General features: G+C 74.8%; 19 protein-coding genes. 9 read left to right on the top strand and 10 right to left on the bottom strand.

Features of this window, described 5'->3' with window-relative positions; translation table 11 throughout:
- Positions 1–23: 23 nt before the first annotated feature.
- A complete protein-coding gene (gene fxsA, locus SLAV_RS28705; RefSeq protein ID WP_078950596.1) occupies positions 24–296 on the bottom strand; it encodes an FxSxx-COOH cyclophane-containing RiPP peptide in 273 nt (90 codons plus the stop codon).
- Positions 297–457: 161 nt separating this feature from the next.
- Here fxsA and SLAV_RS28710 point away from each other — a divergent pair, with 161 nt between their 5' ends.
- On the top strand, positions 458–1,021 hold the full coding sequence (locus SLAV_RS28710; protein WP_030238435.1) for an NADPH-dependent FMN reductase: 564 nt from the start codon (positions 458–460) through the stop codon (positions 1,019–1,021).
- 108 nt (positions 1,022–1,129) lie between these two features.
- The gene (locus tag SLAV_RS28715; protein WP_030238433.1) at positions 1,130–2,029 is read left to right on the top strand and encodes an aminoglycoside phosphotransferase family protein; all 900 of its coding nucleotides are present in this window, start codon (positions 1,130–1,132) and stop codon (positions 2,027–2,029) included.
- A 31-nt stretch (positions 2,030–2,060) separates the two neighbouring features.
- Here the strand turns inward: SLAV_RS28715 and SLAV_RS28720 are convergent, their stop codons facing one another.
- Positions 2,061–2,390 (bottom strand): hypothetical protein, encoded by a 330-nt coding sequence (locus SLAV_RS28720; protein WP_030238431.1) that lies wholly within the window; start codon positions 2,388–2,390, stop codon positions 2,061–2,063.
- A 292-nt stretch (positions 2,391–2,682) separates the two neighbouring features.
- Here SLAV_RS28720 and SLAV_RS28725 point away from each other — a divergent pair, with 292 nt between their 5' ends.
- Positions 2,683–5,361: a helix-turn-helix domain-containing protein gene (locus tag SLAV_RS28725; RefSeq protein WP_158740849.1), complete on the top strand. Its 2,679-nt coding sequence runs from the start codon at positions 2,683–2,685 to the stop codon at positions 5,359–5,361.
- Positions 5,362–5,373: 12 nt separating this feature from the next.
- Here SLAV_RS28725 and SLAV_RS28730 read toward each other — a convergent pair whose 3' ends face one another.
- The 3 genes from SLAV_RS28730 to SLAV_RS28740 form a co-directional block, all read right to left on the bottom strand.
- Entirely contained in the window at positions 5,374–5,991 is a 618-nt protein-coding gene (locus SLAV_RS28730; protein ID WP_078950599.1) for a GNAT family N-acetyltransferase, read from the bottom strand.
- 81 nt (positions 5,992–6,072) lie between these two features.
- Positions 6,073–6,975 carry an alpha/beta fold hydrolase gene (locus tag SLAV_RS28735; RefSeq protein WP_037688457.1) on the bottom strand — a complete coding sequence of 301 codons (903 nt, stop codon included), beginning with the start codon at positions 6,973–6,975 and terminating at the stop codon, positions 6,073–6,075.
- Positions 6,976–7,460: 485 nt separating this feature from the next.
- On the bottom strand, positions 7,461–8,081 hold the full coding sequence (locus SLAV_RS28740; RefSeq protein ID WP_030238423.1) for a TetR/AcrR family transcriptional regulator: 621 nt from the start codon (positions 8,079–8,081) through the stop codon (positions 7,461–7,463).
- Between the two features lie 153 nt (positions 8,082–8,234).
- Here SLAV_RS28740 and SLAV_RS28745 point away from each other — a divergent pair, with 153 nt between their 5' ends.
- Both SLAV_RS28745 and SLAV_RS28750 read left to right on the top strand, forming a co-directional pair.
- Positions 8,235–9,638: a purine-cytosine permease family protein gene (locus SLAV_RS28745; protein WP_037688454.1), complete on the top strand. Its 1,404-nt coding sequence runs from the start codon at positions 8,235–8,237 to the stop codon at positions 9,636–9,638.
- Positions 9,639–9,674: 36 nt separating this feature from the next.
- Positions 9,675–11,330, top strand: coding sequence for an amidohydrolase (locus SLAV_RS28750; protein ID WP_030238419.1), 1,656 nt, complete (start codon positions 9,675–9,677; stop codon positions 11,328–11,330).
- 49 nt (positions 11,331–11,379) lie between these two features.
- On the opposite strand, the gene SLAV_RS28755 is transcribed toward SLAV_RS28750, so the two are convergent.
- Complete coding sequence (locus tag SLAV_RS28755) at positions 11,380–12,522, bottom strand: ABC transporter permease (RefSeq protein ID WP_078950595.1); 1,143 nt, start codon at positions 12,520–12,522, stop codon at positions 11,380–11,382.
- 186 nt (positions 12,523–12,708) lie between these two features.
- On the opposite strand from SLAV_RS28755, the gene SLAV_RS28760 reads away from it, so the two are divergent.
- Both SLAV_RS28760 and SLAV_RS28765 read left to right on the top strand, forming a co-directional pair.
- Complete coding sequence (locus SLAV_RS28760) at positions 12,709–16,359, top strand: DNA polymerase III subunit alpha (protein ID WP_234333841.1); 3,651 nt, start codon at positions 12,709–12,711, stop codon at positions 16,357–16,359.
- Complete coding sequence (locus SLAV_RS28765) at positions 16,356–17,378, top strand: DNA polymerase Y family protein (RefSeq protein ID WP_037688449.1); 1,023 nt, start codon at positions 16,356–16,358, stop codon at positions 17,376–17,378. Before SLAV_RS28760 ends, SLAV_RS28765 begins: the two co-directional genes overlap by 4 nt.
- Positions 17,379–17,613: 235 nt before the next feature.
- Here the strand turns inward: SLAV_RS28765 and SLAV_RS28770 are convergent, their stop codons facing one another.
- On the bottom strand, positions 17,614–18,732 hold the full coding sequence (locus SLAV_RS28770) for an acyl-CoA dehydrogenase family protein (protein WP_158740847.1): 1,119 nt from the start codon (positions 18,730–18,732) through the stop codon (positions 17,614–17,616).
- A 205-nt stretch (positions 18,733–18,937) separates the two neighbouring features.
- Between SLAV_RS28770 and SLAV_RS28775 the strand changes: the two genes are divergently transcribed.
- Positions 18,938–19,798, top strand: a complete 861-nt coding sequence (locus SLAV_RS28775) for an esterase/lipase family protein (protein WP_030238409.1) — start codon at positions 18,938–18,940, stop codon at positions 19,796–19,798.
- Between the two features lie 24 nt (positions 19,799–19,822).
- Here the strand turns inward: SLAV_RS28775 and SLAV_RS28780 are convergent, their stop codons facing one another.
- Positions 19,823–20,905, bottom strand: coding sequence for a lytic polysaccharide monooxygenase auxiliary activity family 9 protein (locus SLAV_RS28780; protein WP_030238405.1), 1,083 nt, complete (start codon positions 20,903–20,905; stop codon positions 19,823–19,825).
- Between the two features lie 265 nt (positions 20,906–21,170).
- Positions 21,171–21,653 (bottom strand): ribonuclease FAU-1 family protein, encoded by a 483-nt coding sequence (locus SLAV_RS28785; protein ID WP_030238402.1) that lies wholly within the window; start codon positions 21,651–21,653, stop codon positions 21,171–21,173.
- A gap of 260 nt (positions 21,654–21,913) precedes the next feature.
- On the opposite strand from SLAV_RS28785, the gene SLAV_RS28790 reads away from it, so the two are divergent.
- On the top strand, positions 21,914–22,300 hold the full coding sequence (locus SLAV_RS28790) for a GntR family transcriptional regulator (protein WP_030238400.1): 387 nt from the start codon (positions 21,914–21,916) through the stop codon (positions 22,298–22,300).
- Positions 22,301–22,642: 342 nt separating this feature from the next.
- Here SLAV_RS28790 and SLAV_RS28795 read toward each other — a convergent pair whose 3' ends face one another.
- Complete coding sequence (locus SLAV_RS28795) at positions 22,643–23,740, bottom strand: DUF5925 domain-containing protein (RefSeq protein WP_030238397.1); 1,098 nt, start codon at positions 23,738–23,740, stop codon at positions 22,643–22,645.
- Between the last annotated feature and the right edge of the window lie 5 nt (positions 23,741–23,745).

The raw sequence follows: 23,745 nt of genomic DNA on the forward strand, positions 1-23,745 counted from the left end.
AGTCTAGAGCGCGTACTTCTCCGTCAGAGCGCAGAGTTGAAGATCGGTGTCTGAACGTGACGGCCGGATTCCGAGGGAAGGACCCGGCCGATCACCGCGGCGGCGGAAGCGCTGCGCGCGTCGATCCGCGTGAGCGGGACCCGGCGGTCCTTGTCCGGGCTGGTCGGGGGGGTTGCGGAAGTGTTCACGACACCGTCCTCGGGGAGGCCATCTGAAATGGGGGGAAATGACACCAGTGCGTCACTGCTGTCAAGCGTGGACTTTACTCGCCCACACCCCATTGGCAACCGAGACATGACGCCTGGTCAAGCGTTCTATAGAAAGCGTGGCGCAATTCTCAAGAGGGCGCGTTCGGCCGTTCGCCGGAATGCAAGATCCAATTTCCGGGGCCGGGGCGCCCGGGCGCCCGCCGGGGACTCCCCGGGCGTACGTCACCGCAGGTCGGTAGGTTGGACGGATGCCCACACCCCCCGTGATCCTGCTGCTGTCCGGAAGCCTGCGCGCCGGGTCCTCCAACGACCGCGTGCTGCGCACCGCCCGCGCCGTGGCCGAGCAGGCCCCCGAGCCGCTGGAGGCGGTCCTCTACGAAGGCCTCGCCGGGCTCCCGCACTTCAACCCCGACGACGACCACGACCCGCTGCCCGCCCCGGTGGCCGCGCTGCGCGCCGCGATCGACGGGGCGGCGGCGGTGCTGATCTGCGCCCCGGAGTACGCGGGCACCCTGCCCGGCTCCTTCAAGAACCTGCTGGACTGGACGGTCGGCGGCACCGAGATCTGCGACAAGCCCGTCGCCTGGGTGAACGCGGCCGCCCCGGGCCGCGGTGAGGGGGCGGCCGCCACGCTCCGGACGGTGCTCGGCTACACCGGTGCGGCCGTCGTGGAGGAGGCCTGCGTCCGCGTCCCCGCCGGAGGCGGGGAGCCCGCCGCCGACGGCCTCCTGACGGACCCGGCCGCCCGCGAGGGCCTCGCCCGGGTGCTCGCCCTGCTGGCCGCGGCCGCACGGGAAACCGGGGACGCCTGAGGGGAGTCCGGGGGCGGGGCCGCGTGCGTCCCCGCCCCGGTACGGTCCTCCTGCGGCGCCCCGCAAAAACGTTTGACCTCCGGATGCACCGGCGGTCGGATGGGGGCCATGAGCACAGGACGGACGGGCCCCGGCCCGGCGCACCACGACGAGGACCTCGTACGCCGCCTGATCGCGGGGCAGTTCCCCCACTGGGCGGAGCTGGAGGTCACCCGCTTCCCCTCCGGCGGCACCGTCAACGCCGTGTACCGGCTCGGCGGTTCCCTGACCGTACGGCTCCCCCTGACGCGGGGCGGGGCCGAGGACGTGCCGCTGGAGCGGGAGTGGCTGCCCCGCCTCGCCCCCCGGCTGCCCGCGTCCGTCCCCGAGGTGCTCGGGGCCGGGGAACCCGCCGAGGGGTACCCGTGGCCCTGGTCGGTGTATCGGTGGCTGCCGGGCGAGAACCCCCGCGAGGGGGCGCTGACCGCGCCCGGACCCCTGGCCGAGGACCTCGCCGCCTTCGTGGGGGCGATGCGCGGGCTCACCCTGCCGGGCGGACCGCAGGCGTACCGGGGCGGCCCGGTCGCCTCGCTCGACGCCGGGACGCGGGCGGCGATAGAGGCGCTGCGGGGGATCCCGGAGGAGGGCGTCGACTGCGACGCCGCGACCGCCGTGTGGGAGGAGGCCCTGCGGGCCCCCGCATGGGAGGGGGCGCCGGTGTGGCTGCACGCCGACCTGATGCCGGGGAACCTGCTGGTCCGGGACGGCCGGCTGACCTCGGTGATCGATTTCGGGTGCACCGGCGTCGGCGATCCGGCCTGCGATCTGTTCCCCGCGTGGAACCTGCTGCCCGCCGGCGCCCGGGAGGTCTTCCGCGAGGCGCTCGGCGTGGACGACGCCAGCTGGATCCGGGGCCGGGGCCGGGCCCTCTCGCAGGCCCTGATCTCCCTGCCGCACCACCGCCGCACGAACCCGGCGATGGCCCGCAACGCCCGCCACGTGATCCGCGCGGTCCTCACCGGGGCCTGACCCCCGCCGCCGTTGCCCCGGCGCGCCCCGGCTAGGCCGCACCGGCGCCCGTACCCGTACCCGTAGCGGTGCCAGTGCCAGTGCCAGTGCCAGTGCCGGCGTCCGCGTCCGCGGCGGACCGGGCCCGCCTGACCTCCCGCAGGTACGCCAAGGCCTGCCGCCGGGACACCTCGCCCAGGAGCCGGTGTTCGTGGAGCCCCCGGCGGGCCTCGTTGCGGGCGTTGACGAGAGCCTCGGCCCGCAGGACCAGCAGGCCCCCGAACGCCAGGGTCGCGGCCACCCACCAGGGGGCATCGGCCAGTGCCACCGGGCCGGCCGCCAACAGGCCGCCGAGGGGGGCGAGAAGGCGTGGAACGGTCATGTGTGCGCTCCTCGAAAGGACGGATGACGGATGGTGGCGGGCGCGGGCCGCGGGTCCGGCGGATCCGTCAAGAAATCTTCCGGACCTGACGGTTGGCCGTACAAACGAGGCTCCGATGGCCAATATGAGTGCTCCGGGGCTGACTTGGCGCCCCGGAACAGGCCGCGCGGGCCCCTGGCCGACGCGTCCCACCGACCACCGTTCTATGCCCGTCGTACCCACGCTGACCAGGGACGTCCGGCATCTGTGAACGAGTGAACGCCAATGAACGGCTCGTGAACGAGGAGAGCTGATGGCAGCATCTTCCGGCCTTCGGCCACGGGGGCCCCAGCGCCCCGATCCGGCGGCGGCCCCACCGGAGATACGCCCCTGGGTGACGCTCATGCGCCGGGTCCACGACGAGCTCTACGAAGGGCTGGACCCGGCCGAACGCCCCACCGTCACCGCACTGGCCGAGGCCGCCCACTGCAGCCGGTCCTACGTCTCGGAGTCCTTCTCGGGCAAGAGACCCCCCTCGCTGTCCCTGTTCCTGTCCATGGTGACGGCGCTGCGCGGGGACCCCGCCGAGTGGGAGCCGCGGTGGCACCGGGCCGCCGCCGAGCGGGAGTCGGCCGCGGCGTCGGCCGCAGGATCGGCAGCCGGGTCGGCCGTCGGGTCGGCCGTCGGGGAGCAGGAGCCCCTCCCGCCGCTGCCCGGGGTCGCGCACACCGGCGCCGACGAGGCCCCGGAGCCCGCCGCGGACACCCCGCCGTCCGCCCCCGGCCCCGCCCCGGACCTCCGCCGCTACCCCGTCCGCCGGTTCCTGCGGACGGCCGTCGCGTGGGTGGTCCTCGCGTTCACCTGGCCGGCCCGCGCCCGCCGGGACCGGCAGGCGGGACGCCTGCGCCGCAAGCTCGTCAAGCAGGTCAGGGACAGGACCGCCGACGAACTCGCGCGGGCCGAGGCCCACCACTACCTCCAGCCGCGGTTCGCCGTCCTCACCGCCCGCCGGGAGGAGCACGCCGGGCGCGGCCGACGCGACAGGAGGGCCCGCCGGAGCGAACCCGTAGCGGTACCGACCCACGTGACGAGCATCCGCGCCCTCTACGAGGACACCGACGACCTCGTCGTGCTCGGCAAGCCGGGCATGGGCAAGACCACCCAACTCGCCCGGCTCGCACACCGCCTGGCCGTCGAGGAACTGGACGGCACCGCCGACGGGGAGCCCCGGCTGCTCCCGGTCTACCTGCGCCTGGACACCTACCGGGGCGAGCCGCTGGAGGAGTGGCTGGCCGAGGCGATCGTCCGTCAGTACGGCGACGTCTCCCGCGTGCTGGTGCGGACCTGGCTGAGCGAACACCGGCTGCTCCCGGTGCTGGACGGCCTGGACGAGGTGCCGGAGGCGGACCGGTCCAAGTGCGTCGCGGAACTGCGGCGCCTGCGCCGCGCCTGCCCGGGGATGGCCGTCGGCTGCCGGACGGACGAGGCGGACCTGCGCCGTCTCGCCTTCGGCCTCCGCTCCCGGCGCTACGTCGAGATCCAGCCCCCGGGCCGGCAGGACGTCCAGGACTTCCTCGCCGCGGACCGGGAGGCCCTCGCGGACGTGCACGTCGCGCTGGAGGAGAACGAGGACCTCTGGCCGCTGTTCCAGTCGCCGATGATGCTCGGCTTCATCCGCGTCACCTACCGCAACCGGCCCGCGACCGACCTGCGCGAGCCCGGCAGCCTCGCCGAACGCCGCGGCCGGATCTTCGACGCCTACGTACGGGAGTGCCTGCGGCGCGAGCGCCCGTGGCCGGACGAGGCCCCCGAGCGGACCCTGACCTGGCTGACCTGGCTCGCCCGGACCCTGACCCGGCGCGGGGAGCACGTGCTCTACCTGGACCGGCTCGACCTCGGCTGGCTGTCGCGCACGGAGCAGATGCTCCCGCGGATCGTCCCGAACCTGGCCATGTCGGTCTGCGCGCTCGGGCTGCCCGTCCTGTGGGTGGCGGCGGCGGTGCGCGCCGGGGTGGTGCACACCAGCGTCTTCGGCGCGGCGGCCCTCGCCGCCACCATGGCGGTCACCTGCGCCGTGACGGCGTACAAGTCGGAGAAGCGGTTCGCGGAGGCCGAGGGGGACGGCGGCGACCGGAAGCGGGGGGCCATCGCGGGCCCCGTCGCGGCCACCGGGCCCCTGATGGTCGTCATGGTGTACTGGCTGGTCTACGTGGCGCACGTCGACCTGATGGCACCGGGAGCCGTGGTGGTGGGCCTCGCCTACATGTGGGTCGCCGCGACCCAGATGGAGGCCTCCTTCACCGATGTGTTCGATCCGGTGGAGCAGATGCGGTGGACCTGGCGGCGGGGCGACCGGATGATCTATTCGAAGACCAAGTTCCACATCGTGCGCGGTGCGCTGTCGCTGTTCATGTGGCTCGCCATCGAGTTCCTCCTCGGCTACGTCGTCCACCTGCTGTGCCCGGAGCCCTCGTGGATCGGCCCGGCCGCGGCCGCGCTGCTGGGCCTCGTCTACATCGTCGGCAACCAGTTCGAGCCCTCGCTCCAGGACCGCCGGCCGCGCCCCAACGAGGGGGTGCGCCGCACGGTGCGCTTCTCCCTGGTCCACGGGTTCGCCGGGCTGGCCGTGGGGGCGGTTGGCCTGATCGCGCTGATCGGCCTGGCGGTGCCCGGCCACGACCTGCGGCGGGCCGGTTTCGTGGCCGCCCTGCTGGGCCTGCTGTTCGCCGTGGTGCGGGGCTTCCGGTTCGGGGGCCTGGCGGTCCTGCGGCACTGGACGATCCGGGCGATCCTGGCGTACCGGGGGCACACCCCCTACCGGTACCGGCGGTTCCTGCACACCGCGGAGGAGCGGGTACTGCTCTTCCGTACGGACAGCGGGTTCTTCTTCCCGCACCGCCTGCTGCAACTCCACCTGGACACGCCGGTGGAGCGGCTGCTGCCCCGCGTCACGCCCGGCCCGGCGGTTCCCGCCGCACGGGACCGGACGTAACGGGTCACGGCACTAGGCGCCGGCCGGACGGAGCGGCTCGCGCCACATGCCCCACAGCACGGGCCCGCCGCCCGGCAGCGGCACCTCCGCGCGCACCCGGAAGCCGAAGTGCTCGTAGAGGGGGAGGTTGGACGGCTTGGAGGACTCCAGGTAGGCGGGCAGGCCCGTGGCGTCGGCCTTGGCCAGACCCGAACGCAGCAGGGCCGCGCCGTGGCCCTGGCCCTGGGCGGCGGGGTCGGCGCCGATGAGCGCGAGGTACCAGTGCGGTTCCTGCGGCGTGTGCGCGGCGGCCGCACCGACGGCCTCCCCGAACAGGCCGGCCCGGTCACCGAGGATGGCGCGCAGCTCCTCGATGGTCCCGGCGTCGGGAACGGCCTTGGCCCCCGCCTCCGGGGCCACCCAGAAGGAGGCGGCCGACGCGGTGCGCTCGCACACGCCGTGGTGGACGTACTGCCGGGTGAAGAGGGTGGTGAAGTACCGGCCAAGCGACTCCTCGCGGGAGGCGTCGTCGGGGAAGAACCAGCGCATCATCGGGTCGTCGTCGAAGGCTCGGGTCAGAATGCGGCTGACGAGGGGAGCGTCTTCGATCGTGGCCGTTTCGGGCGTGTTCGTTATCGACATACGGGTCATTCTGCACCCGATGATCTTGAGCCCGAGGCCGGGGTCCCGCTTCCCGCGCACCGCTCCCCGCGCACCGGGCCGGGGGCGGCCCTAGGCGGGCTGCTCCTCGCCCAGGACCGGGGCCGGGAGTTCGCGCAGCAGCCAGTTGAGGACGTCGGGCAGGGCGTGGAAGGCCGCGAAGTGGGCGGCGTCCGGGTCGATGGTGGTGGTGGCGCCGGGGATGCGGCGGCCCAGCCAGCGGGAGTGGCCGACCGGGGAGAACACGTCCAGCTCGCCGTGCCAGAGCAGGACGGGGGAGCGGATGTCGGCGGGGTCGAAGCCCCAGGGGCGGCTGAAGGCCAGGATGTCGTCGATCCAGCCCCAGGCGGAAGTCCGGACCCCCTCGCGGTAGTTGCGCAGCAGCATCGACCGCAGGCCCGAATCGGAGACGATCATGCGGTCGTTGAGGGTCAGCTCCCGGCGCAGCTCCTCCAGGAGCCTTCCCGGGTCCCGGCGGATCCCGGCGGCGCGGGGGATCAGCCGGGCGGCGAGCTCCTCGGGGTCGTCGGTGGCGGTGGTGTACTCCCGCACGTTCGAGGCGGCCATCCCGGCGAACCAGTCCAGGTCCTCCGCGTCCCGGGGGGCGAGGGGGACCAGGGCGGCGGTCCGGGTCACCCGGTCGGGCAGCAGGGCGGCGCAGGCCAGGGCGCCCGGGCCGCCGCCGGACCGGCCGGCGACGGCGAAGGTGTCCAGGCCGAAGGAGTCGGCGACGGCGGCCGCGTCATGGGCCACGTCGGCGACGGTGCGGCCCGGGTGGCGGTCGGAGGCGCCGTAGCCGGGCCGGTCGTAGGCGATGAGCTGCACCCGCCGCTGGTAGAGCACCATGCCCCGGGGTGCCGGACCCAGGCGGCTGCCGGGCATGCCGTGGAGCAGGAGGACGGGCTTGCCGTCCGGATCGCCCCAGCGCTCGGCCACCAGCGTGCGTCCGTCCGCGGTGCGCACTTCTTTGCGCACGCGTTCCCTCCCTCACGTTCGACGCGAGCAGTCAGGGTGATTGTGCTCTTCGGCCGGGGAGTGCGGTAGGCCGCATCCTCGGGAAATTCTCGTGAAGGTCTTCACAAGCGCGCGGGGGCCTTTGGTCCCCTGGCATATGCGCAGGTCAACCTGGTGATCAAAAGGATGTGAACGGCTGTGAACGGCTGCGAACGGACCTTCGCCCAGTCGTTGAAGGGCTTTTTCGGCGCGGCTGCTTCCGTTTTCGGGCATCGAATTGACCCATCGGGAAAACAGTTCGAAAAGAAGGGTTCCCGCCGTGGACGCCGACGAGATGGTGGACGGGCTGGTCCAGGGCGCGCTCCGGGCGCTCGGCCGTCGAGGAACTGCGTGCCGGGTGCGGCGTCCCGGCCGTCCGCGAACGACGGGGGCGCGAAGGGTCCGTTCGGGGTGACGGAACCCGGGCGGGCCCTGCGCATCCCCGCCGTGCCCGTGCCCGTGCGCGCCTACGCCTGCGGGACCCGCGGCAGGGGCGGGATCAGCAGGGCCGCCGCCGACCGGGCCCGCTCCAGCGCCCGGCCGCGGTCCGCGCCGCGCTGGCCGAGGACGACCCGGGTGCTCAGCCCGTCCAGCAGGGCCAGCAGCTCCGAGGCCCGGTCGGGCACATCCACGGGCGCGAACCGGCCCTGGTCCACCCCCTTGGCGAGGAGCGCCTCCAGGTCCCGCTGCCAGCCCTCGTCGATCTCCTCCTGGGCGGCCTTCAGCGGTTCGTTGGAGGCGGTGCGGGCCCACAGCTCGATCCAGAGCGTCCAGCGCGGGTCGCGCGGACCCTCGGGGAGGTACAGCTCCAGGAAGAGGTCCAGCTTGCGGGGGGCGGTCAGGCGCCGGCCCAGCAGCGCCCGGCGCTCCGCGGCGAGCTGCTCCTCGCTCCAGCGCAGGGCCTCCAGCAGGAGCCGGTCCTTGCTGCCGAAGTAGTACAGGATGTGGCCGCCGCTGGTGCCGAGCCGCTCCGCCAGCGCGGACATCGTGAGCGTCGCGAGGCCGTCCTCGGCGATCGCCGCCATGGCCTCTTCGAGCATCCGCTCCTGGGCGATCCGCCCGTCGCGCCGTCGCGCCGCTCCCGCCACCGGTCCCCGCCTTCCCGATCTTCCCTGGCCAGACCTTATCCCGGACAGGGTCTTGACGTGGCCGTATCCCGCACCGCATCTTGAATGCCATTCAAGAACCTAGAACGTCATTCAAGGTTCGTGGCCGGCGTCAGCCAGAGTCAGGGGTCCGTCATGGGGCAGCAGGACACACGGGAGAGAGCCGACGTCGACGAGGTGTTCCGGGTCGAGACCCACGGCATCGACCCGATCCCCGACGCCGAACGCCACGGCGGCGCCATGGACCTCTTCTGGCTCTGGTTCGGCTCCAACCTCACCTTCACCTACGTGATCAACGGCGCCCTCGCCGTCGCCTTCGGGCTCACCTTCTGGCAGGCCACCGCCGTGGTCGTGCTCAGTGCCCTGTCCTTCTTCGCGATCAGCGCCGCCGGACTCAGCGGCATCCGCACCGGCACCGCCACCCTCGTCATCTCCCGCGCCGCCTTCGGCGTCCGCGGCAACTTCCCCGCCGGGGTCCTGAACTGGGTGGTGAGCATCGGCTACACCATCGTCAACACCGTCGTCGGCACCCTGGCGCTGGAGCTGCTCCTCGCCCGGACCGGCCTCGCCGACGGGAAGGCGGCCCGCGCCCTCGCGCTCGCCGTCACCCTCGTGCTCACCTTCGCCGTCACCCTGTGGGGCCACGCCACCGTGCAGTTCGCCGAGCGCTGGGCGGCGTACGTGCTGGCCGCCGGTTTCGGCGCGCTGCTCGTCTTCGTGCTGCCCGGCGCCGACACCTCCGCCGCCCCGGCCGCCGCGCCCGGACTCTCCGGCTGGAGCCTGGCCTTCGTGGTGATGCTCGCCGGGCCGTTCTCGTACCTGCCGATGCCCGCCGACTACACCCGCTACCTGCCCCGCACCACCTCCCTGAAGTCGATCACCTGGACCGGGGCCCTCGGCGGCATCGTCTCCTCCGTGGCCCTCGGCGGCGCCGGGGTGGCCGCCGCGACCCAGACCGACATGACCGACGCCGTCGCCGGGGCCGAGGGCCTGCTGCCCGGCTGGTTCCGGCCGCTGTTCCTCTTCCTGGTCCTCGGCGGCTCCGTCACCAACTCGATCATCACCCTCTACTCCTCCGGCCTGAACCTCCAGGTCCTCGGCATCCCGTGGAGCCGCGCCCGCGCCCTCGGCGTCAGCGGCGCCGTCACCGCCGCCGGCTCGCTCGCCGCGCTCTTCCTCACCGACTTCACCACCTCGCTGCTCTCCTTCCTGTCCCTCCTGATCATCGTGTTCGCCCCCTGGGGCGGGGTCTTCCTCGCCGACATGCTGATGCGCCGCTGCCACTACGACGCCGAAGCCCTGCACGCCGGGCGGGACGGCGCCTACTGGTACCGCTCCGGCTACCACCCCGCCGGGATGACCGCCCTCCTCGCCGGTCTGGTCTTCGCCGCCCTGACCTGCGACTCCGAGCTGTGGACCGGACCGCTCGTGGCCCCGCTCGGCGGCGCCGACCTGACCCTGTCCGGCTCGGTGGTCTCCGGGCTCGTCTACTGGGCCCTCGCCCGCCGCCGCCTCCCCGCGTACGCCCCCGCGGCCTGACCTCCCACCCCTACGTCCACGCACCCTGGAGCACCCATGTCCCGTCCCCTCCCCGCCGACCTGCTGCTGACCGGGGCCCGGATCCACACCGTGGACCCGGACCTGCCCGAGGCCGAGGCCCTCGCCGTCCGCGACGGGGTGATCGTCTGGGTCGGCCCCGACGCCGGGGCGGCCGCCTGGGCCGGGCCCGACACCGAGCGGATCGACGCGGGCGGCAGGCTGGTCCTGCCCGGGTTCGTCGACGCCCACAACCACGTCCGGCTCGGCTCCGACGCGGACTGCGTCCAGCTCGCCGGGGTGCGCACCCTGGAGGGCATCCGGGAGCGGATCCGGGCCTGGCGGGCCGAGCACCCCGACGCCGAGTGGATCGAGGCCGAGGCCTTCGACTACTCCGCGATCCCGGGCGGACGGATGCCCACCGCCGCCGACCTGGACCCGGTCACCGGGGACGTCCCGGCGATCGTGCTCTCGTACGACGTCCACACGGCCTGGCTGAACACCGCCGCCCTGCACCGGCTGGGCGTCTCCCGGGACCGTACGGACCTGCCGTTCGGCACGGCCGCCGTGGACCCGGTGACCGGCGAGCCCACCGGCTTCGTCAAGGACTTCGCCGTCAAGGGCCTGTCCCGGGACGGCCACCGGGCGCTGCGCGAGCTCGGCGTGCCGTGGGCCTCGCCCGACCGGCAGTACGGACGCCTCGCCAGGAGCCTCGACGACGCCATCGGCTTCGGCATCACCACCGTCGTCGAACCGCAGAACTCCCTCGACGACCTCGAACTGTACGAACGGGCCCGCGCCGAGGGCCGGCTGCGCTCGCGGATCGTCGCCGCCCTGTTCCACCCGCGCGGCACCGGCGACGCCGACCTGGACGCGTTCGCCGAGGCCGCCCGGCGGTTCGCCGGGGACCGGCTGCGGGTGGGCCCGCTCAAGCTGTACATCGACGACGTGGTGGAACCCCGTACGGCCGCGCTGCTGGAACCGTACGCGGGCTGCGGCCACCACCGGGGCGAGACCTTCTACCCGGCCGAGGAGTTCGCGGAGCTGCTGGCGAAGCTGGACGCGCGGGGCTTCCAGTGCTTCGTCCACGCCACCGGCGACCGGGGCATCCGCACCGTCCTGGACGCCGTCGCGCACGCCCGCGCCGTCAACGGCCCGCGCGACGCCCGCCACCAGGTGGTGCACGTGGAGTGCCTGGACCCCGAGGACGTGCCGCGCTTCGCCGAACTGGGCGTGGTCGCCTGCATGCAGCCGCGGCACTGCGCGCCCGAGATCGCGGGGCCGGGCCAGGACTGGGCCGAGAACGTGGGGGAGGAGCGCTGGCACAAGGCCTGGCCGATGCGGAGCCTGCACGAGGCCGGGGCGGTGCTGGCCTTCTCCAGCGACTGGAACGTCGCCGAGATGGACCCGATGGTCGGCATCTACACGGCGGTCACCCGCCGCCCGCTGTCCGGCGGCGGCCCCGCGTGGCAGCCGGCGGAGACGGTGGACGTGGAGACGGCGGTGTACGGCTACACGATGGGCTCCGCGCACGCCAACTTCCTGGAGGCGGAACGCGGTTCCCTCACCGTCGGCAAGGCGGCGGACTTCGTGGTCCTCTCCCGCGACATCCTGCGCGTCCCGGCGGACCGGATCCCGGGCACGGTGGCCGAAACGGTGGTGGTGGCGGGCGAAATCGTCCACCGGGCGGGCTGAGTTCCGGCGGCCGGCGGGCCCGGGGTGACCCGGCCGGGGGCGGGGGTGTTCAGCGGCCGGGGGCGGGTCCGGGTTCGCCGGTGGGGCCGGGAGTGGGGCCGGGGCCGGGGGCGGGGGCAGGGTCGTCGGGGAGGCCGCTGCCCACCGCCGCACCCGGTCTGCCGCGGCGGGTGACCGCGCAGGCCAGGGTGACGGCGGCGCCGGCCACGGCCCAGGCGGCCAGCACGAGCATCGGCCCGCGGGCGCCGTTGCCGTGGAAGTAGGTGACGGAGCGGGCGGCGTACGTGCCGGCGCCCGGCGGCAGGGCCGGGCCGATCGTGCTCCAGAACGGCGGCAGCAGCGGGTACGGGTAGGCGCCCCCCGCGCTCGGGTTGCCGAGCACCACGACCAGCAGGATGGCCAGGCCGATGCCGATCACGCCCGCCAGCCCCTGGAAGGCCAGGGTGATCGCGCCGACCGCGAAGACGACCAGGGTGCCCAGGCCCCACAGCCCCATGAGCGAGCCGGGCAGCGCGTCCAGCACCGGGCCGGCGATGACCGCGCCGAGCAGTCCCGCGACGAGGGAGTACAGCAGGAGCGCGCCGAGCCGGATGACGGCGCGGTGGATGTTGGCGGGACGGGCCCCGGCGCTGATCGCGAGGATCGCGGCGCACAGGTAGCCGCCCACGCACCAGCCGATGACCAGGTAGAAGGAACTGAGCCCGCGGGCGTCGCCCCGGTAGGCGGGGGCCACGTCGACGACCCGGACGCTGCGCCCCTGGGCCTTCTCGACCGCTCCGACGACCTGCTCCAGGGCCTGGGAGAGCGAGGCCCCGGCGCCGCTCGCGACGATCAGCCGGTCGGTGGTGCCCGCCGGGTCGATGACCAGCGCGCCGTCGACCTCCCGGTTCTCGACCTGGGTGACGGCGGCGGCCTCGTTCCCGACCGCGCGCGGGTCGAGGGGCTTGCCGGGGAGGGCGGCGAGCCGCTGCGCCGACTGCCGGGCGACCCGCTCGGCGGAGGCGGCCACCGCGATCGGGATCTCGTGGGGCTCGGGGTGGTGGAAGGCCCCGATGTACGAGGCGACGAAGGCCAGCTGGAGGGCCAGTACGCCCAGGACCAGCAGGGCGGCCCGGACGGTGACCGCGTCCTTGACCTCGGCGAGGAAGCCGCCGGGCGGCTCGGCGGCGGGGCTCTCGGTGGGCTGGGTCATGTCCCTCACGCTCGACGCGGCGGGGGCGGGGCGCAGCAGGGGAGGACCGAATGGATGATCGAACAACTGTTTCGCACGGATATTCGAATTGCTCTATGGTGGAGCCGGGGGAGGTGTTGATTCGAGCGAAGCAGGAGGCCGCGGGTGCCTGGTTTTACGCATCTGCACACCGTTTCGGGGTTCTCCATGCGGTACGGGGCTTCGCACCCGGAGCGGCTGGCGGAGCGCGCCGTCGAGCGGGGCATGGACGCCCTCGCCCTGACCGACCGCGACACCCTCGCGGGTGCGGTCCGGTTCGCGAAGGCGGCCGCGAAGGCCGGGATCCGGCCCCTGTTCGGGGTGGACCTGGCCGTGTCCCCCGCGGGGCCGCCCGCCGGGTCCCGGGCCGGGGCCCCCGCGGGCGGGGCCGGGGAGGCCTCGTACCGCAGGCGGGTCCCCGTCAAGGGCGGGGCCTTCGTCGACGAGTCCGCCCCGCGGGCGCTCTTCCTGGCCCGTGACGGCGCCGCCGGATGGGCGCAGCTGTGCCGGATGGTCACCGCCGCCCACGCCGCGGACCCGGCCGTGCGTCCCGCGGAGCCCGGCCCGGACGGCACGGGCTTCGCACCCGACGGCACGGGCCCCGACGGCACGGGCTTCGGCCCCGGCGGCGCCGGTTCCGGCTCCGGTGGTGCCGGCCTCGGTCCCGGCCTCGGTCCCGGCCTCGGTCCCGGCTTCGGTCCCGGCGGCGCCGGCTTCGGCTCCGGCGGCCCCGGCCTCGCGCCCGGTGGTCCCGGCCGGCAGCCGGTGGTGCCCTGGGAGGCGCTGTCCGGCGACGGGGTGTTCGTGCTCCTCGGCCCCGGCTCCGAGGTGGGCCGGGCGCTCGCCGCCGGGCGCCCCGACCGGGCGGCCCGGCTGCTCGCGCCCTGGCGGGAGGTCTACGGGGACGCCCTGCGCCTGGAGGCCGTCCACCACGGCCGCACCGGCACCGGCCCCGGCTCGCTGCGGCTGGCCGCCCGTACCGTCGGCTTCGCCGCCGAACAGGGCGTCCCCGCCGTGCTCACCAACGCCGTCCGCTACGCCGACCCGGGCCAGGGCCCCGTCGCCGACGTCCTCGACGCCGCCCGCCGCCTGGTCCCCGTCGACCCCCGCGGCCCCCTCGACGGCGGCGAACGCTGGCTCAAGGACCCCCGCCGCATGGCCGAGGCCGCCGACCGGATCGCCGAGGCCGCCGGCCTGCGCCCCGCCGACGCCCGCCGGCTGCTCGCGCGGACCCGGGAGACCGCCGAGGCCTGCTCCGTCGACCCCGAGGACGACCTCGGCATCGGCTCCGTGCACTTCCCCGAGGCCCGCCTCGTCGGCGCCGCCCGCCGCACCGCCCAGCGGGTGCTCACCTCCCGCGCGTCTGCGGGCCTGGTGCTGCGCGGCCACGCCGGCGACCCCGCCTACTGGCAGCGGATGCACGAGGAACTCGACGTCATCGCCCACCACGGCTACGCCTCGTACTTCCTGACGGTCGCCCAGGTCGTCGACGACGTACGGGAGATGGGCATCCGGGTGGCCGCCCGCGGCTCCGGCGCGGGCTCCCTCGTCAACCACCTCCTCGGCATCGCGCACGCCGACCCCGTCGCGCACGGACTGCTGATGGAACGCTTCCTGTCCAAGCGCCGCCGCGTCCTGCCCGACATCGACATCGACGTGGAGTCCGCCCGTCGGCTGGAGGTGTACCGCCGGATCATCGCCCGCTTCGGCGCCGAACGCGTCGCCACCGTCGCCATGCCCGAGACCTACCGGGTCCGCCACGCCGTCCGCGACGTCGGCGCCGCCCTGTCCATGGACCCGGCCACCGTCGACCGCCTCGCCAAGGCCTTCCCGCACATCCGCGCCCGCGACGCCCGCGCCGCCCTGGCGGAGCTGCCCGAACTGCGCGACGTACGGGACGCGACGAGCGGCGGGCCGTACGAGCGGCTGTGGGACCTCGTCGAGGCCCTCGACGCGCTGCCGCGCGGCACCGCCATGCACCCGTGCGGGGTCCTGCTCTCCGACGCCACCCTGCTCGCCCGCACCCCGGTGGTCCCCACCAGCGGGGAGGGCTTCCCCATGTCCCAGTTCGACAAGGAGGACGTGGAGGACCTCGGACTGCTCAAACTCGACGTCCTGGGCGTACGGATGCAGTCCGCGATGGCCCACGCCGTCGCGGAGCTGCGGCGGGCCACGGGACGGGAACTCGACCTGGACGACCCGGCGCAGGTGCCGCCGGGCGACGGGCCCACGTACGAACTGATCCGCTCCGCCGAGACGCTGGGCTGCTTCCAGATCGAGTCCCCGGGCCAGCGCGACCTGGTGGGCCGGCTCCAGCCGGCCGCCTTCCACGACCTGGTCGTCGACATCTCCCTCTTCCGCCCCGGCCCGGTCGCCGCCGACATGGTGCGCCCCTTCATCGAGGCACGGCACGGGCGGGCCCCGGTCCGCTTCCCGCACCCCGATCTCGCCGACGCGCTGCGCGAGACCTACGGGGTCGTCGTCTTCCACGAGCAGATCATCGAGATCGTGCACGTCATGACCGGCTGCGGCCGCGACGAGGCCGACCGGGTCCGGCGCGGGCTCTCCGACCCGGACTCCCAGGGCCGGATCAAGGCCTGGTTCGCGGCGGCCGCGGCCGCCCGGGGCTACGCGGCGGAGGTGATCGCCCGGACCTGGGAGATCGTCGAGGCCTTCGGCAGCTACGGCTTCTGCAAGGCGCACGCCGTGGCCTTCGCCGTGCCCACGTACCAGTCGGCCTGGCTCAAGACCCACCACCCGGCGGCCTTCTACGCCGGACTCCTCACCCACGACCCCGGGATGTACCCCAAGCGGCTGCTGCTGGCCGACGCCCGGCGCCGGGGCGTACCGGTGCTGCCGCTGGACGTGAACCGCTCGGCGACCACCCACCGGATCGAACTGGTGTCCGACGAGCCGGAGCGGTGGGGACTGCGGCTCGCCCTCTCCGACGTCCACGGCATCAGCGGGGCCGAAGCCCTGCGCATCGAGACCGGCCAGCCCTACGCCTCCCTGCGCGACTTCTGGGACCGGGCGCACCCCGGCCGCCCCGTCGCCGAACGCCTCGCCCAGGTCGGCGCGCTGGACGCCTTCGGCGCCAACCGCCGCGACCTGCTGCTGCACCTGACGGAACTCCACGGCGCCCAGCGCGCCGCCGGGGCCCGCGGCTCCGCCCAACTGCCGCTGGGCGGCGGCCGGTCCACCGCCCCCGTCGGACTGCCCGACCTCACCGAAGCCGAACGGCTCAGCGCCGAACTCGGCGTCCTCGGCATGGACGCCTCCCGCCACCTCATGGGAGACCACCACGCCTTCCTCGCCGAACTGGGCGTCGTCCCGGCCCGCCGCCTGCGGGACACCGCGCACGGCCGGACCGTCCTGGTCGCCGGCGCCAAGGCCGCCACCCAGACCCCGCCGATCCGCTCCGGGAAGCGGGTCGTCTTCACCACCCTCGACGACGGCACCGGCCTCGTCGACCTCGCCTTCTTCGACGACAGCCAGGAAGCCTGCGCCCACACCGTCTTCCACTCCTTCCTGCTGCTGGTCCGGGGCGTCGTCCAGCGGCGCGGACCGCAGAGCCTGAGCGTCGTCGGAGCGGCCGCCTGGGACCTCGCCGAACTGGCCGAACTGCGCGCCCGCGAAGGCATCGGAGCCGTCACGGCCCGCCTGGCCGCCCCCCTGCCCACGGCCACCCCCGACAACGGCCGCCGCATCCACCTCCCGACCGGCTACGAGATGAACCCGTGGGCCGACCTCCAGCCGCCCGGGGACCGCGCCGCCACCGGCCGCAAGCTGTGGCACTCCAGCCCCGGGAGCGCGGGATGAACCGCCCCCGCTCCGCGGCGGGCGTCCTGCACGTGCGCTGCGCCCCCACCCTGACCCCCGAGGGCTACCGCGAGGTCCTCGACCTGCTGCGCGAGTTCTCCCCGGTCGTCCAGGCCCTGCCGCCCCGGGCCGCCCTCGTCCAGGTGCGGGGCGCCCAGCGGTACTTCGGCGCCGACCCCGCCCGCATCGCCGAGGTCGTCCGGCTGCGCGCCGTGGCCCGGCTCGGCACGGACGTCCGGATCGGCGTCGCGGGCACCTGGGCCGTGGCGGCCATGGCCTCCGCCCGGATCCAGGGCCCGGGCGGCACCCTGACCGTCCCCGACGACCCGGCGGCGGTGGCGGGCTTCCTCGCCCCGCTCCCCGTGGACGCGCTGCACGGACTCGGCTCCCGACAGGCCGAAGCCCTGCGCGGCTACGGGCTGCACACCGTCGGAGCACTCACCCGGGTCACGCCCGGAGTCCTGGAACGGATCCTCGGCAAACGGTCCGGACGGCTCGTCGCCGACCGCGCGCGCGGCATCGACCCGCGCCCGGTCACCCCGCGCGACCTGCCCCCCTCGGCCGCCGTCCGCACCGGCTTCACCCGCCAGGAACTGGACGGCCCGCACGCCCGCGCCGCCCTCCTCGCCCTCGTCGTCCGCCTCGGCGCCGCCCTGCGCGGACGCCGCCAGGCCGCCCGCTCCCTGTCCCTGACCCTCCAGTTCGCGGGCGGCACCCGCTGGGAGAAGTCCCGGCGGCTGCCCGAACCCTCCGCCCACGACGAGGACCTGCGCACCCTCGCGTACCGGCTGATGGACGCGGCCGGTCTGCAACGGGCCCGGCTCACCGGCATGGTGCTCCGCGCCGAGGACCTCACCGCGGCCGCGGCCACCACCCGCCAGCTCTCCCTGGACCCCACCCGCGAATCCCGCCTCACGGCCGAAGCCGCCATCGACCAGGCCAACGCCCGCTTCGGCCCGGGCACGGTCCGCCCCGCCGCCACGTTTCTTTTGGGGGCGGCTTCGCCTCCGGGGCGCTGAGGCCCGGCTCACGAGGTCGTCCGTGCTCGAAAACCCTCGTTCCTCGGGTTTCCTGCGCGCGCACGACCTCGTTCCCCAGGCGCGCCCCTTCGGCTCAGCCGCCCCGTGCGGGCTGCGGCGACGGTGCGGCGGAATCCAGCCCCGCCGGCGTTCGAGGCGCGGGGTCCGGGGCGGAGTCCCGGGAGTGGGCGGCCGGTCGCTCCGGCGCAGCCACCGGCGGCGGGCGCCGGGAGGGTCAGTCCTCCAGGTCGGGGAGGAGGCGGTGGGTCGTTTCCGTGCGGAGGGGGGTGGTCTGGGCCTGGATCAGGTGGAACTGGGCCTCGCGGGAGAGCCGTCCCGCGGTGTGGCCGAACTGGACCGCCCGGCCGCCGGTCACGGCCACGCACGCCGCGGCCGCCCGTACGGCCAGGTCCAGGGAGGCGGCCCGCAGGGCGAGCCGCTCGCCCGTCCCTTCCCCCGGCGGCAGCCCGTCCCGCAGGGCGTAGGCCTCCGTGCGCAGCCGGGCCGTCCTGCGGGCGAGCCGCAGGCCGAGTTCCTCGAACGGGGGAGACCCGAGCAGGAAGTCGGCGGTCGCGCGCAGCTGGCCGAAGACGGCCGGCTGGGCGTCGGCGTTCTCCAGGTCGTAGGCCCGGATCCAGTCGGCCCGCGGCATCAGCCCGACCACCCGCGCGTCGGGCACGTGCACCCCGCGCAGCTCGACCGAGGCCGTGTGCGTACCGCCCATCGCCCACAGCGGGGCCGCCCCGCCGACGGCGCCGAGCCCGCCGTCCGGGCCGGCGCAGTCCACCAGCGCGAACAGCGCCTCGTCGGACGGGGTGACCGCGCCCACGTAGACCACGTCGGCCAGGCCCCAGCCCGTCATCCACGGCACCCGCCCGGCGAGCCGCCAGCCGCCCGGCACCCGCTCCGCCGTGACCGGCGGGCGCGGATGGCGAAGGAAGGCGTAGCCGGCCGTGGCCCGCCGCTCGCCGCCCTGCAGCGCGGGCAGCCACCGCGAGCGCAGGGCGTCCCCGTCCGGGCCGTCCGCCGCCAGCAGCGCCTTCACCGCCGGCACGTGCTGCGTCCACACGAACCACGTCGACGGATCGACGGCCGCCAGCACCTCGTGGACCTCCCGGACCACCTGGCGGGCCGTCAGCCCGCCCGCCGGGTCCGGTTCGTATCCGATCAGCCCGTACGCACCGCACGCGGCGAGCGCGTCCAGGTGCGTGCGCGGGACCCCGGCCCCGGCGGTGTGCTCCGCTTCGGGGCGCAGGACCCGTACGGCGGTCTCCGTGACGGCCGCGACCAGCGGATCGGCCGCCAGTGCGGGCGGCGCGGCCAGGGCGGTACCGGCGCCGGGAGCGCTCTGCATGACCGCGATCACCTCAAGTCCTGCTCCGGGGACGTCCATTGTTCCGGAGCGGCGCTGGAGAGGACCTCGACACACGAGTTTTTACCGACGCGTAACTTCCCTGTCTTGCTACTCGCCCGTAATTTAGCTGGCAGCAGCCCCCTTGTGATCCGGATCACGGGACGAACCCCCACGCATTTCCCTTGACCCGCAAGGAGATCACCCGATGCTGCCCTGGAGACGCCTGCTCCGCCCGCTCGCCGTCCTCACCCTCGCCGCCGCGGCCCTCGTCGCCCCCACCGGCGGGGCCCAGGCCGCGTCCGGCCCCAGCAGCGGCTGGAACGACTGGTCCTGCAAGCCGTCCGCCGCGCACCCGCGCCCCGTCGTCCTCGTCCACGGCACCTTCGGGAACTCCGTGGACAACTGGCTCGGCTTCGCGCCGTACCTGGTCCACCGCGGGTACTGCGTCTACTCCCTCGACTACGGACAGCTCCCCGGCGTGCCCTTCTTCAACGGGCTCGGCCCCATCGACAAGTCCGCCGCCCAGCTCGACACCTTCGTCGACCGGGTGCTGGTCTCCACCGGCGCCGCCAAGGCCGACCTCGTCGGCCACTCCCAGGGCGGCATGATGCCCCGCTACTACCTGAAGTTCCTGGGCGGCGGCGCCAAGGTCAACGCCCTCGTCGGGCTGGCCCCCGACAACCACGGCACCACCCTGTCCGGACTCACCAAGCTGCTCCCGTACTTCCCCGGCGCCGAGGACCTGATCAGCACCGCCACCCCCGGGCTGGCCGACCAGATCGCCGGGTCCGCCTTCCAGAACAAGCTGAACGCCGGCGGCGACACCGTCCCCGGCGTGAAGTACACGGTGATCGCCACCCGCTACGACGAGGTGGTCACCCCCTACCGGACCCAGTTCCTCGACGGGCCGGACGTACGCAACGTCCTGCTCCAGGACCTGTGCCCGCTGGACATCTCCGAGCACGTGACCATCGGCCTCACCGACCGCATCGCCTGGCACGAGGCGCTCAACGCCCTCGACCCCGCACACGCCGAACGGACCACCTGCGCGTCGGTCTTCGACTGACGCACAGGCGGTCCGGGCGGTCCGTCAGCGGCCGTGACGGCCCGCCGCCGACCGGCGACGGGCCACCGCGAACATCACGGCCGCACCGACGGCCAGGGCGCCGGCCCCGGCGACGGCGATCGCCGGGGTGGCGCTGCTGCCGCCCGTCTGCGCGAGGTCACCGCCCGTGGAACCGTCCGCGGACGGCGAGGAGAGCGGGACGGAGACCGGCACGGCGCCCGCGCCGTTCGTCTTCGGGTCGTTGTCGCCGTGGCCGTTGTGCTCCACGGAGGACTTGCCCGCGCCGTCGGAGATCTGCTGGTCCGTCGGCGCCTTGGCGGGCGGGACGGCTTCCCCGTCGGCGGCGGGCGCGGCGGCAGTACCGGAGGGCGTACCGGAAGGCTTGGCGGCGGAGCCCGTGGAGGGCCGCGTGCTCGGCTTGCCGCCGGGGGTGGTCCCCGTACCGGCGCCACCCGCCCCGGTGTCCTTGCCGAAGACCACGTCCGAGCAGGTGTAGAAGGCCTCGGGGCTGTCCGAGCGCTGCCAGATGCTGTAGATGAGGTGACGGCCCGTCTTCTTCGGGACCGTCCCGCTGAAGACGTAGTCGCCGTTCTGCATGCCGGGGTCCGTGGCCTTGGCGAACGGGGCGGGCTCCAGGTCGGACCACTTCAGCGGCTTCGTCGGGTCGTAGCCGTCCTTCGTCACGTACAGCTCGAAGGAGCCCTTGTGCGGGGCGGTGCCCTTGTAGCGGAAGGTGTGCGCCCCGGCCGTCATCGGGCTGGCGGGCCAGTCCGCGCGGGGCAGGTCCAGCCCCTTGTACTTGGCGTTGCCCGCGGAGCACAGCTGCCCGTCGGGGATCAGCTTCTTGCTCTGGCCGGCCGCGTTGGCGATGTTCACCGCGTTCCAGTCGTAGAACGCCTGCGTCCCGCTCGCCGCCACGGCGGCCTTGCACGCGGCCGACTTCGGGGACTCCGGCCCCTCCGCGTAGCAGGCCGCCACCCGGCTCACCGGGTCCGTCATCGAGCCGTGGGCGGCGGCGGGCCCGGCGGCGTACGCGGCCACCGCGAGCGGGGCGAGACCGGTGGCGGCGATACGGAGGGCGGCGGTACGGCGACGGGACGCGGACATGGGTGGATCTCCTTCGGGCGCAAGGCAGGGGCGCGCCAGCGGAACCGGGCCGTGCGGCGCCGTCCCGAAACCGGGCTCCCGCCGCCACCGACCCTCCCTGGCCCCGCCAAGCTAGCCCGCGCCCACCGCCCCGGGCCCCGGATCCGGGCCCCCGCGGTGATCCTTAGGGTCCGCTTAAGGAAGGCCTAAGCGGGCCCACAGGAAGGGCACCCGGACCCGCGCGATGCCGTCGCACCCCGCGTTGTACGCCCCGTCGGACGATCCGTCAGACGAGCAGGGCGGCCAGTCCCGGGGCCGAGCGAGCCTGGTCGTCGAGGGCGTCGAGGGCGCGGACGGCCTGCGCCGCGGCCTCCGGGTCGCTCGCGGCGAGACCGCTGGCCGCGAACTCGTCCTCGTCCAGCCGCAGGACGGACGCGCGGTCCGCCGACACCCACAGGTCCAGGTCCAGGTCGTCGACGACGATCTCGCCCCCGCGGACCACCGCAGGGCGGGTCACGTCGCAGTACCAGCCCTTGAGGACGCCCGCGCCGCTCCACACCTCCTTGACCGCGTACCAGCGCGTGCGCCAGAAGTGCTCCACGAACACGTCGCCCGGCTCGAAGCGCACGAAGCCGAAGTCCTTCACCCCCTCCGCCGCCCAGGGCGCGCGCACGGAGATCCGGTCGCCGTCGTCGGACACCTGCGCCGCCGGGTAGCTGATCTTGGTGCGGCCGGCCTTGGTGAGGGTGACGGTCCATCGTGTGGTCATCGTGTCGCTCCCAGCTTCCTCGTGCAGCGCGTCTCGGTCGTGCAGATCTCGTACCCGAACCACTCGTTGGGATTCCGTCTCGGCGAGCTCGGCCGGCCCGTGGTCGAGGGTCGGGTCGTGCCGGACGCCGGCCGGCTCGTGGGCCACACCGGCGGGGGTGGTCACCACGAACGGCAGGGCGGCCGGCGCCGCACGAGGTTACGGGCCCGGCCGGGGCCCGCGCCTGCGAATTATCCGGGGGATGGGGGACAATCGGCCGCGTGACCTCGACCAACCTCAGGATCAGGATCGACGGCGCGGCCGGCGCGGCCGCCCCGTACGAACAGCTGCGCGCGCAGATCGCGGACCGGGCCCGGTCGGGGAAGCTCCCGGCGGGGTACAAGCTGCCGACGGTTCGCGGCCTGGCGGAGGAACTGGGGCTGGCCGCCAACACGGTGGCCAAGGCGTACCGGGCGCTGGAGGCCGACGGGGTGATCGAGACGCGGGGCCGCAACGGGACGTTCGTCGCCGCCGCCGAGGGCTCCTCCCGGGAGGCGGCCGCGGCCGCGCAGGCGTACGCGGAGCGGGCACACCGCCTCGGCCTGACGGAGACCGAAGCCACCGAAGCCGCCACAACCGCCCTCCGCGCCCGCTACACCACCCGCTAGACCCCGACTCCTACCGGCCCGACCCACCCGGTCTCGGCCCACCGGCCCACGCGGCCAGCGGCCTTGGCCACTGGTCTGCCGGGCCATCGGCCTACGGGCCCACGCCGTCATCGGCCTTGGCCGGTGTCCTGCCGGGTCGCCGGGTCGCCGGGCCCGGTCTGCCTCCGTCCGGCCTGCCGGCCCCGGCTCACGGGTGCGTCGGTCTTGGTCCAGCGGGGCACCCGGGCCGGCCCGGTCCGTCCGGCCCCGGCCCCCGTCGTCGGGCCGGGCCCGTGTTCGCGGAGTCCGCCGGGCACCGGTACGGCGCCGGCGGCGGTGTCGTTGCCCGGTCACCGCCGGCGGCTACAGGTACAGGCCCGCCTCCGACGTCTGCGGCTGCGCCGGGACCACCGCCGCCGGTCCCGTGCCGCGCCGCAGGGCGAAGAGTTCGGCAAGGGTCGCGCCCTCGCGGGAGACGCCCTCCTCCGTGCCGAGCCAGTCCACCGCCTCCCCCCGCGTCAGCCGCCCGACCTCGATGCGGGCCAGGCAGCGCCCCGGGCGGACGACCGCGGGATGCAGCCGCTCCAGGTCCTCGTTGGTGGTGACGCCGACCAGCACGTTGCGGCCCTGCCCGAGCAGACCGTCGGTCAGGTTCAGCAGCCGTGACAGCGCCTGACCCGCCGTGTGCCGGGCCTCCCCGCGGATCAGCTCGTCGCAGTCCTCCAGGAGCAGCAGCCGCCACCGCCCCTTCGCGGAGCCCTCGTCCTCGCCGATCGCGATGTCCATCAGGTAGCCCACGTCGTTGAACAGCCGCTCCGGGTCCAGGACGCAGTCCACCTGGCACCAGTCCCGCCACGACCGGGCCAGCGTCCGCAGCGCCGAGGTCTTCCCGGTGCCCGGCGGCCCGTGCAGGAGCAGCAGCCGGCCCGCGATGTCGTCCGGGGTGATCTTCATCAGCCGGTCCATCGCCGTCGCCACCGGGGCGGTGTAGTTGGGCCGGACCTCGTCCCAGGTGCCCGCGGAGATCTGCCGGGTCGTGCGGTACGGGCCGCGGCGCGGGGAGACGTACCAGAACCCCATCGTGACGTTGTCCGGCTGCGGTTCGGGCTCGTCCTGCGCCCCCTCGGTGGCCTGCCCGAGCACCCCGGCGGCGAGTTCGTCGCTGACCGCGGTCACCGTCACGTCGGCGCCCCTGCTCCAGCGGGAGACGAGCAGGGTCCACCCCTCGCCCTCGGCGAGCACCGCGCTGCGGTCGGTGTCGCGCGCCGAGCGGAGCACGGTGGCGCGTGGCGGCAGCAGCGTCGCCTCCGGCTTCACCCGGTCGATCGTCACGCTCTGCGCGTACGGCTGCTCGCCGGTGGCGAACCGCCCGAGGAACAGGGCGTCGACGACATCCGACGGCGAGTCACTGTCGTCCACGTTCAGGCGAATCGGCAGCGCGTCCTGCGGGTCTGCTGGCATGGCGC

This window comes from Streptomyces lavendulae subsp. lavendulae (assembly GCF_002803845.1).
In the GTDB taxonomy this organism is placed as follows: Bacteria; Actinomycetota; Actinomycetes; order Streptomycetales; family Streptomycetaceae; genus Streptomyces; species Streptomyces lavendulae.

What these genes read in the sequence shown, in the direction of transcription:
- fxsA (WP_078950596.1), bottom strand. Translation starts at nt 296, where the DNA reads ATGTCTCGGTTGCCAATGGGGTGTGGGCGAGTAAAGTCCACGCTTGAC.
- SLAV_RS28710 (WP_030238435.1), top strand. Translation starts at nt 458, where the DNA reads ATGCCCACACCCCCCGTGATCCTGCTGCTGTCCGGAAGCCTGCGCGCC.
- SLAV_RS28715 (WP_030238433.1), top strand. Translation starts at nt 1,130, where the DNA reads ATGAGCACAGGACGGACGGGCCCCGGCCCGGCGCACCACGACGAGGAC.
- SLAV_RS28720 (WP_030238431.1), bottom strand. Translation starts at nt 2,390, where the DNA reads ATGACCGTTCCACGCCTTCTCGCCCCCCTCGGCGGCCTGTTGGCGGCC.
- SLAV_RS28725 (WP_158740849.1), top strand. Translation starts at nt 2,683, where the DNA reads ATGGCAGCATCTTCCGGCCTTCGGCCACGGGGGCCCCAGCGCCCCGAT.
- SLAV_RS28730 (WP_078950599.1), bottom strand. Translation starts at nt 5,991, where the DNA reads ATGACCCGTATGTCGATAACGAACACGCCCGAAACGGCCACGATCGAA.
- SLAV_RS28745 (WP_037688454.1), top strand. Translation starts at nt 8,235, where the DNA reads ATGGGGCAGCAGGACACACGGGAGAGAGCCGACGTCGACGAGGTGTTC.
- SLAV_RS28750 (WP_030238419.1), top strand. Translation starts at nt 9,675, where the DNA reads ATGTCCCGTCCCCTCCCCGCCGACCTGCTGCTGACCGGGGCCCGGATC.
- SLAV_RS28755 (WP_078950595.1), bottom strand. Translation starts at nt 12,522, where the DNA reads ATGACCCAGCCCACCGAGAGCCCCGCCGCCGAGCCGCCCGGCGGCTTC.
- SLAV_RS28760 (WP_234333841.1), top strand. Translation starts at nt 12,709, where the DNA reads ATGCGGTACGGGGCTTCGCACCCGGAGCGGCTGGCGGAGCGCGCCGTC.
- SLAV_RS28765 (WP_037688449.1), top strand. Translation starts at nt 16,356, where the DNA reads ATGAACCGCCCCCGCTCCGCGGCGGGCGTCCTGCACGTGCGCTGCGCC.
- SLAV_RS28770 (WP_158740847.1), bottom strand. Translation starts at nt 18,732, where the DNA reads ATGCAGAGCGCTCCCGGCGCCGGTACCGCCCTGGCCGCGCCGCCCGCA.
- SLAV_RS28775 (WP_030238409.1), top strand. Translation starts at nt 18,938, where the DNA reads ATGCTGCCCTGGAGACGCCTGCTCCGCCCGCTCGCCGTCCTCACCCTC.
- SLAV_RS28780 (WP_030238405.1), bottom strand. Translation starts at nt 20,905, where the DNA reads ATGTCCGCGTCCCGTCGCCGTACCGCCGCCCTCCGTATCGCCGCCACC.
- SLAV_RS28785 (WP_030238402.1), bottom strand. Translation starts at nt 21,653, where the DNA reads ATGACCACACGATGGACCGTCACCCTCACCAAGGCCGGCCGCACCAAG.
- SLAV_RS28795 (WP_030238397.1), bottom strand. Translation starts at nt 23,740, where the DNA reads ATGCCAGCAGACCCGCAGGACGCGCTGCCGATTCGCCTGAACGTGGAC.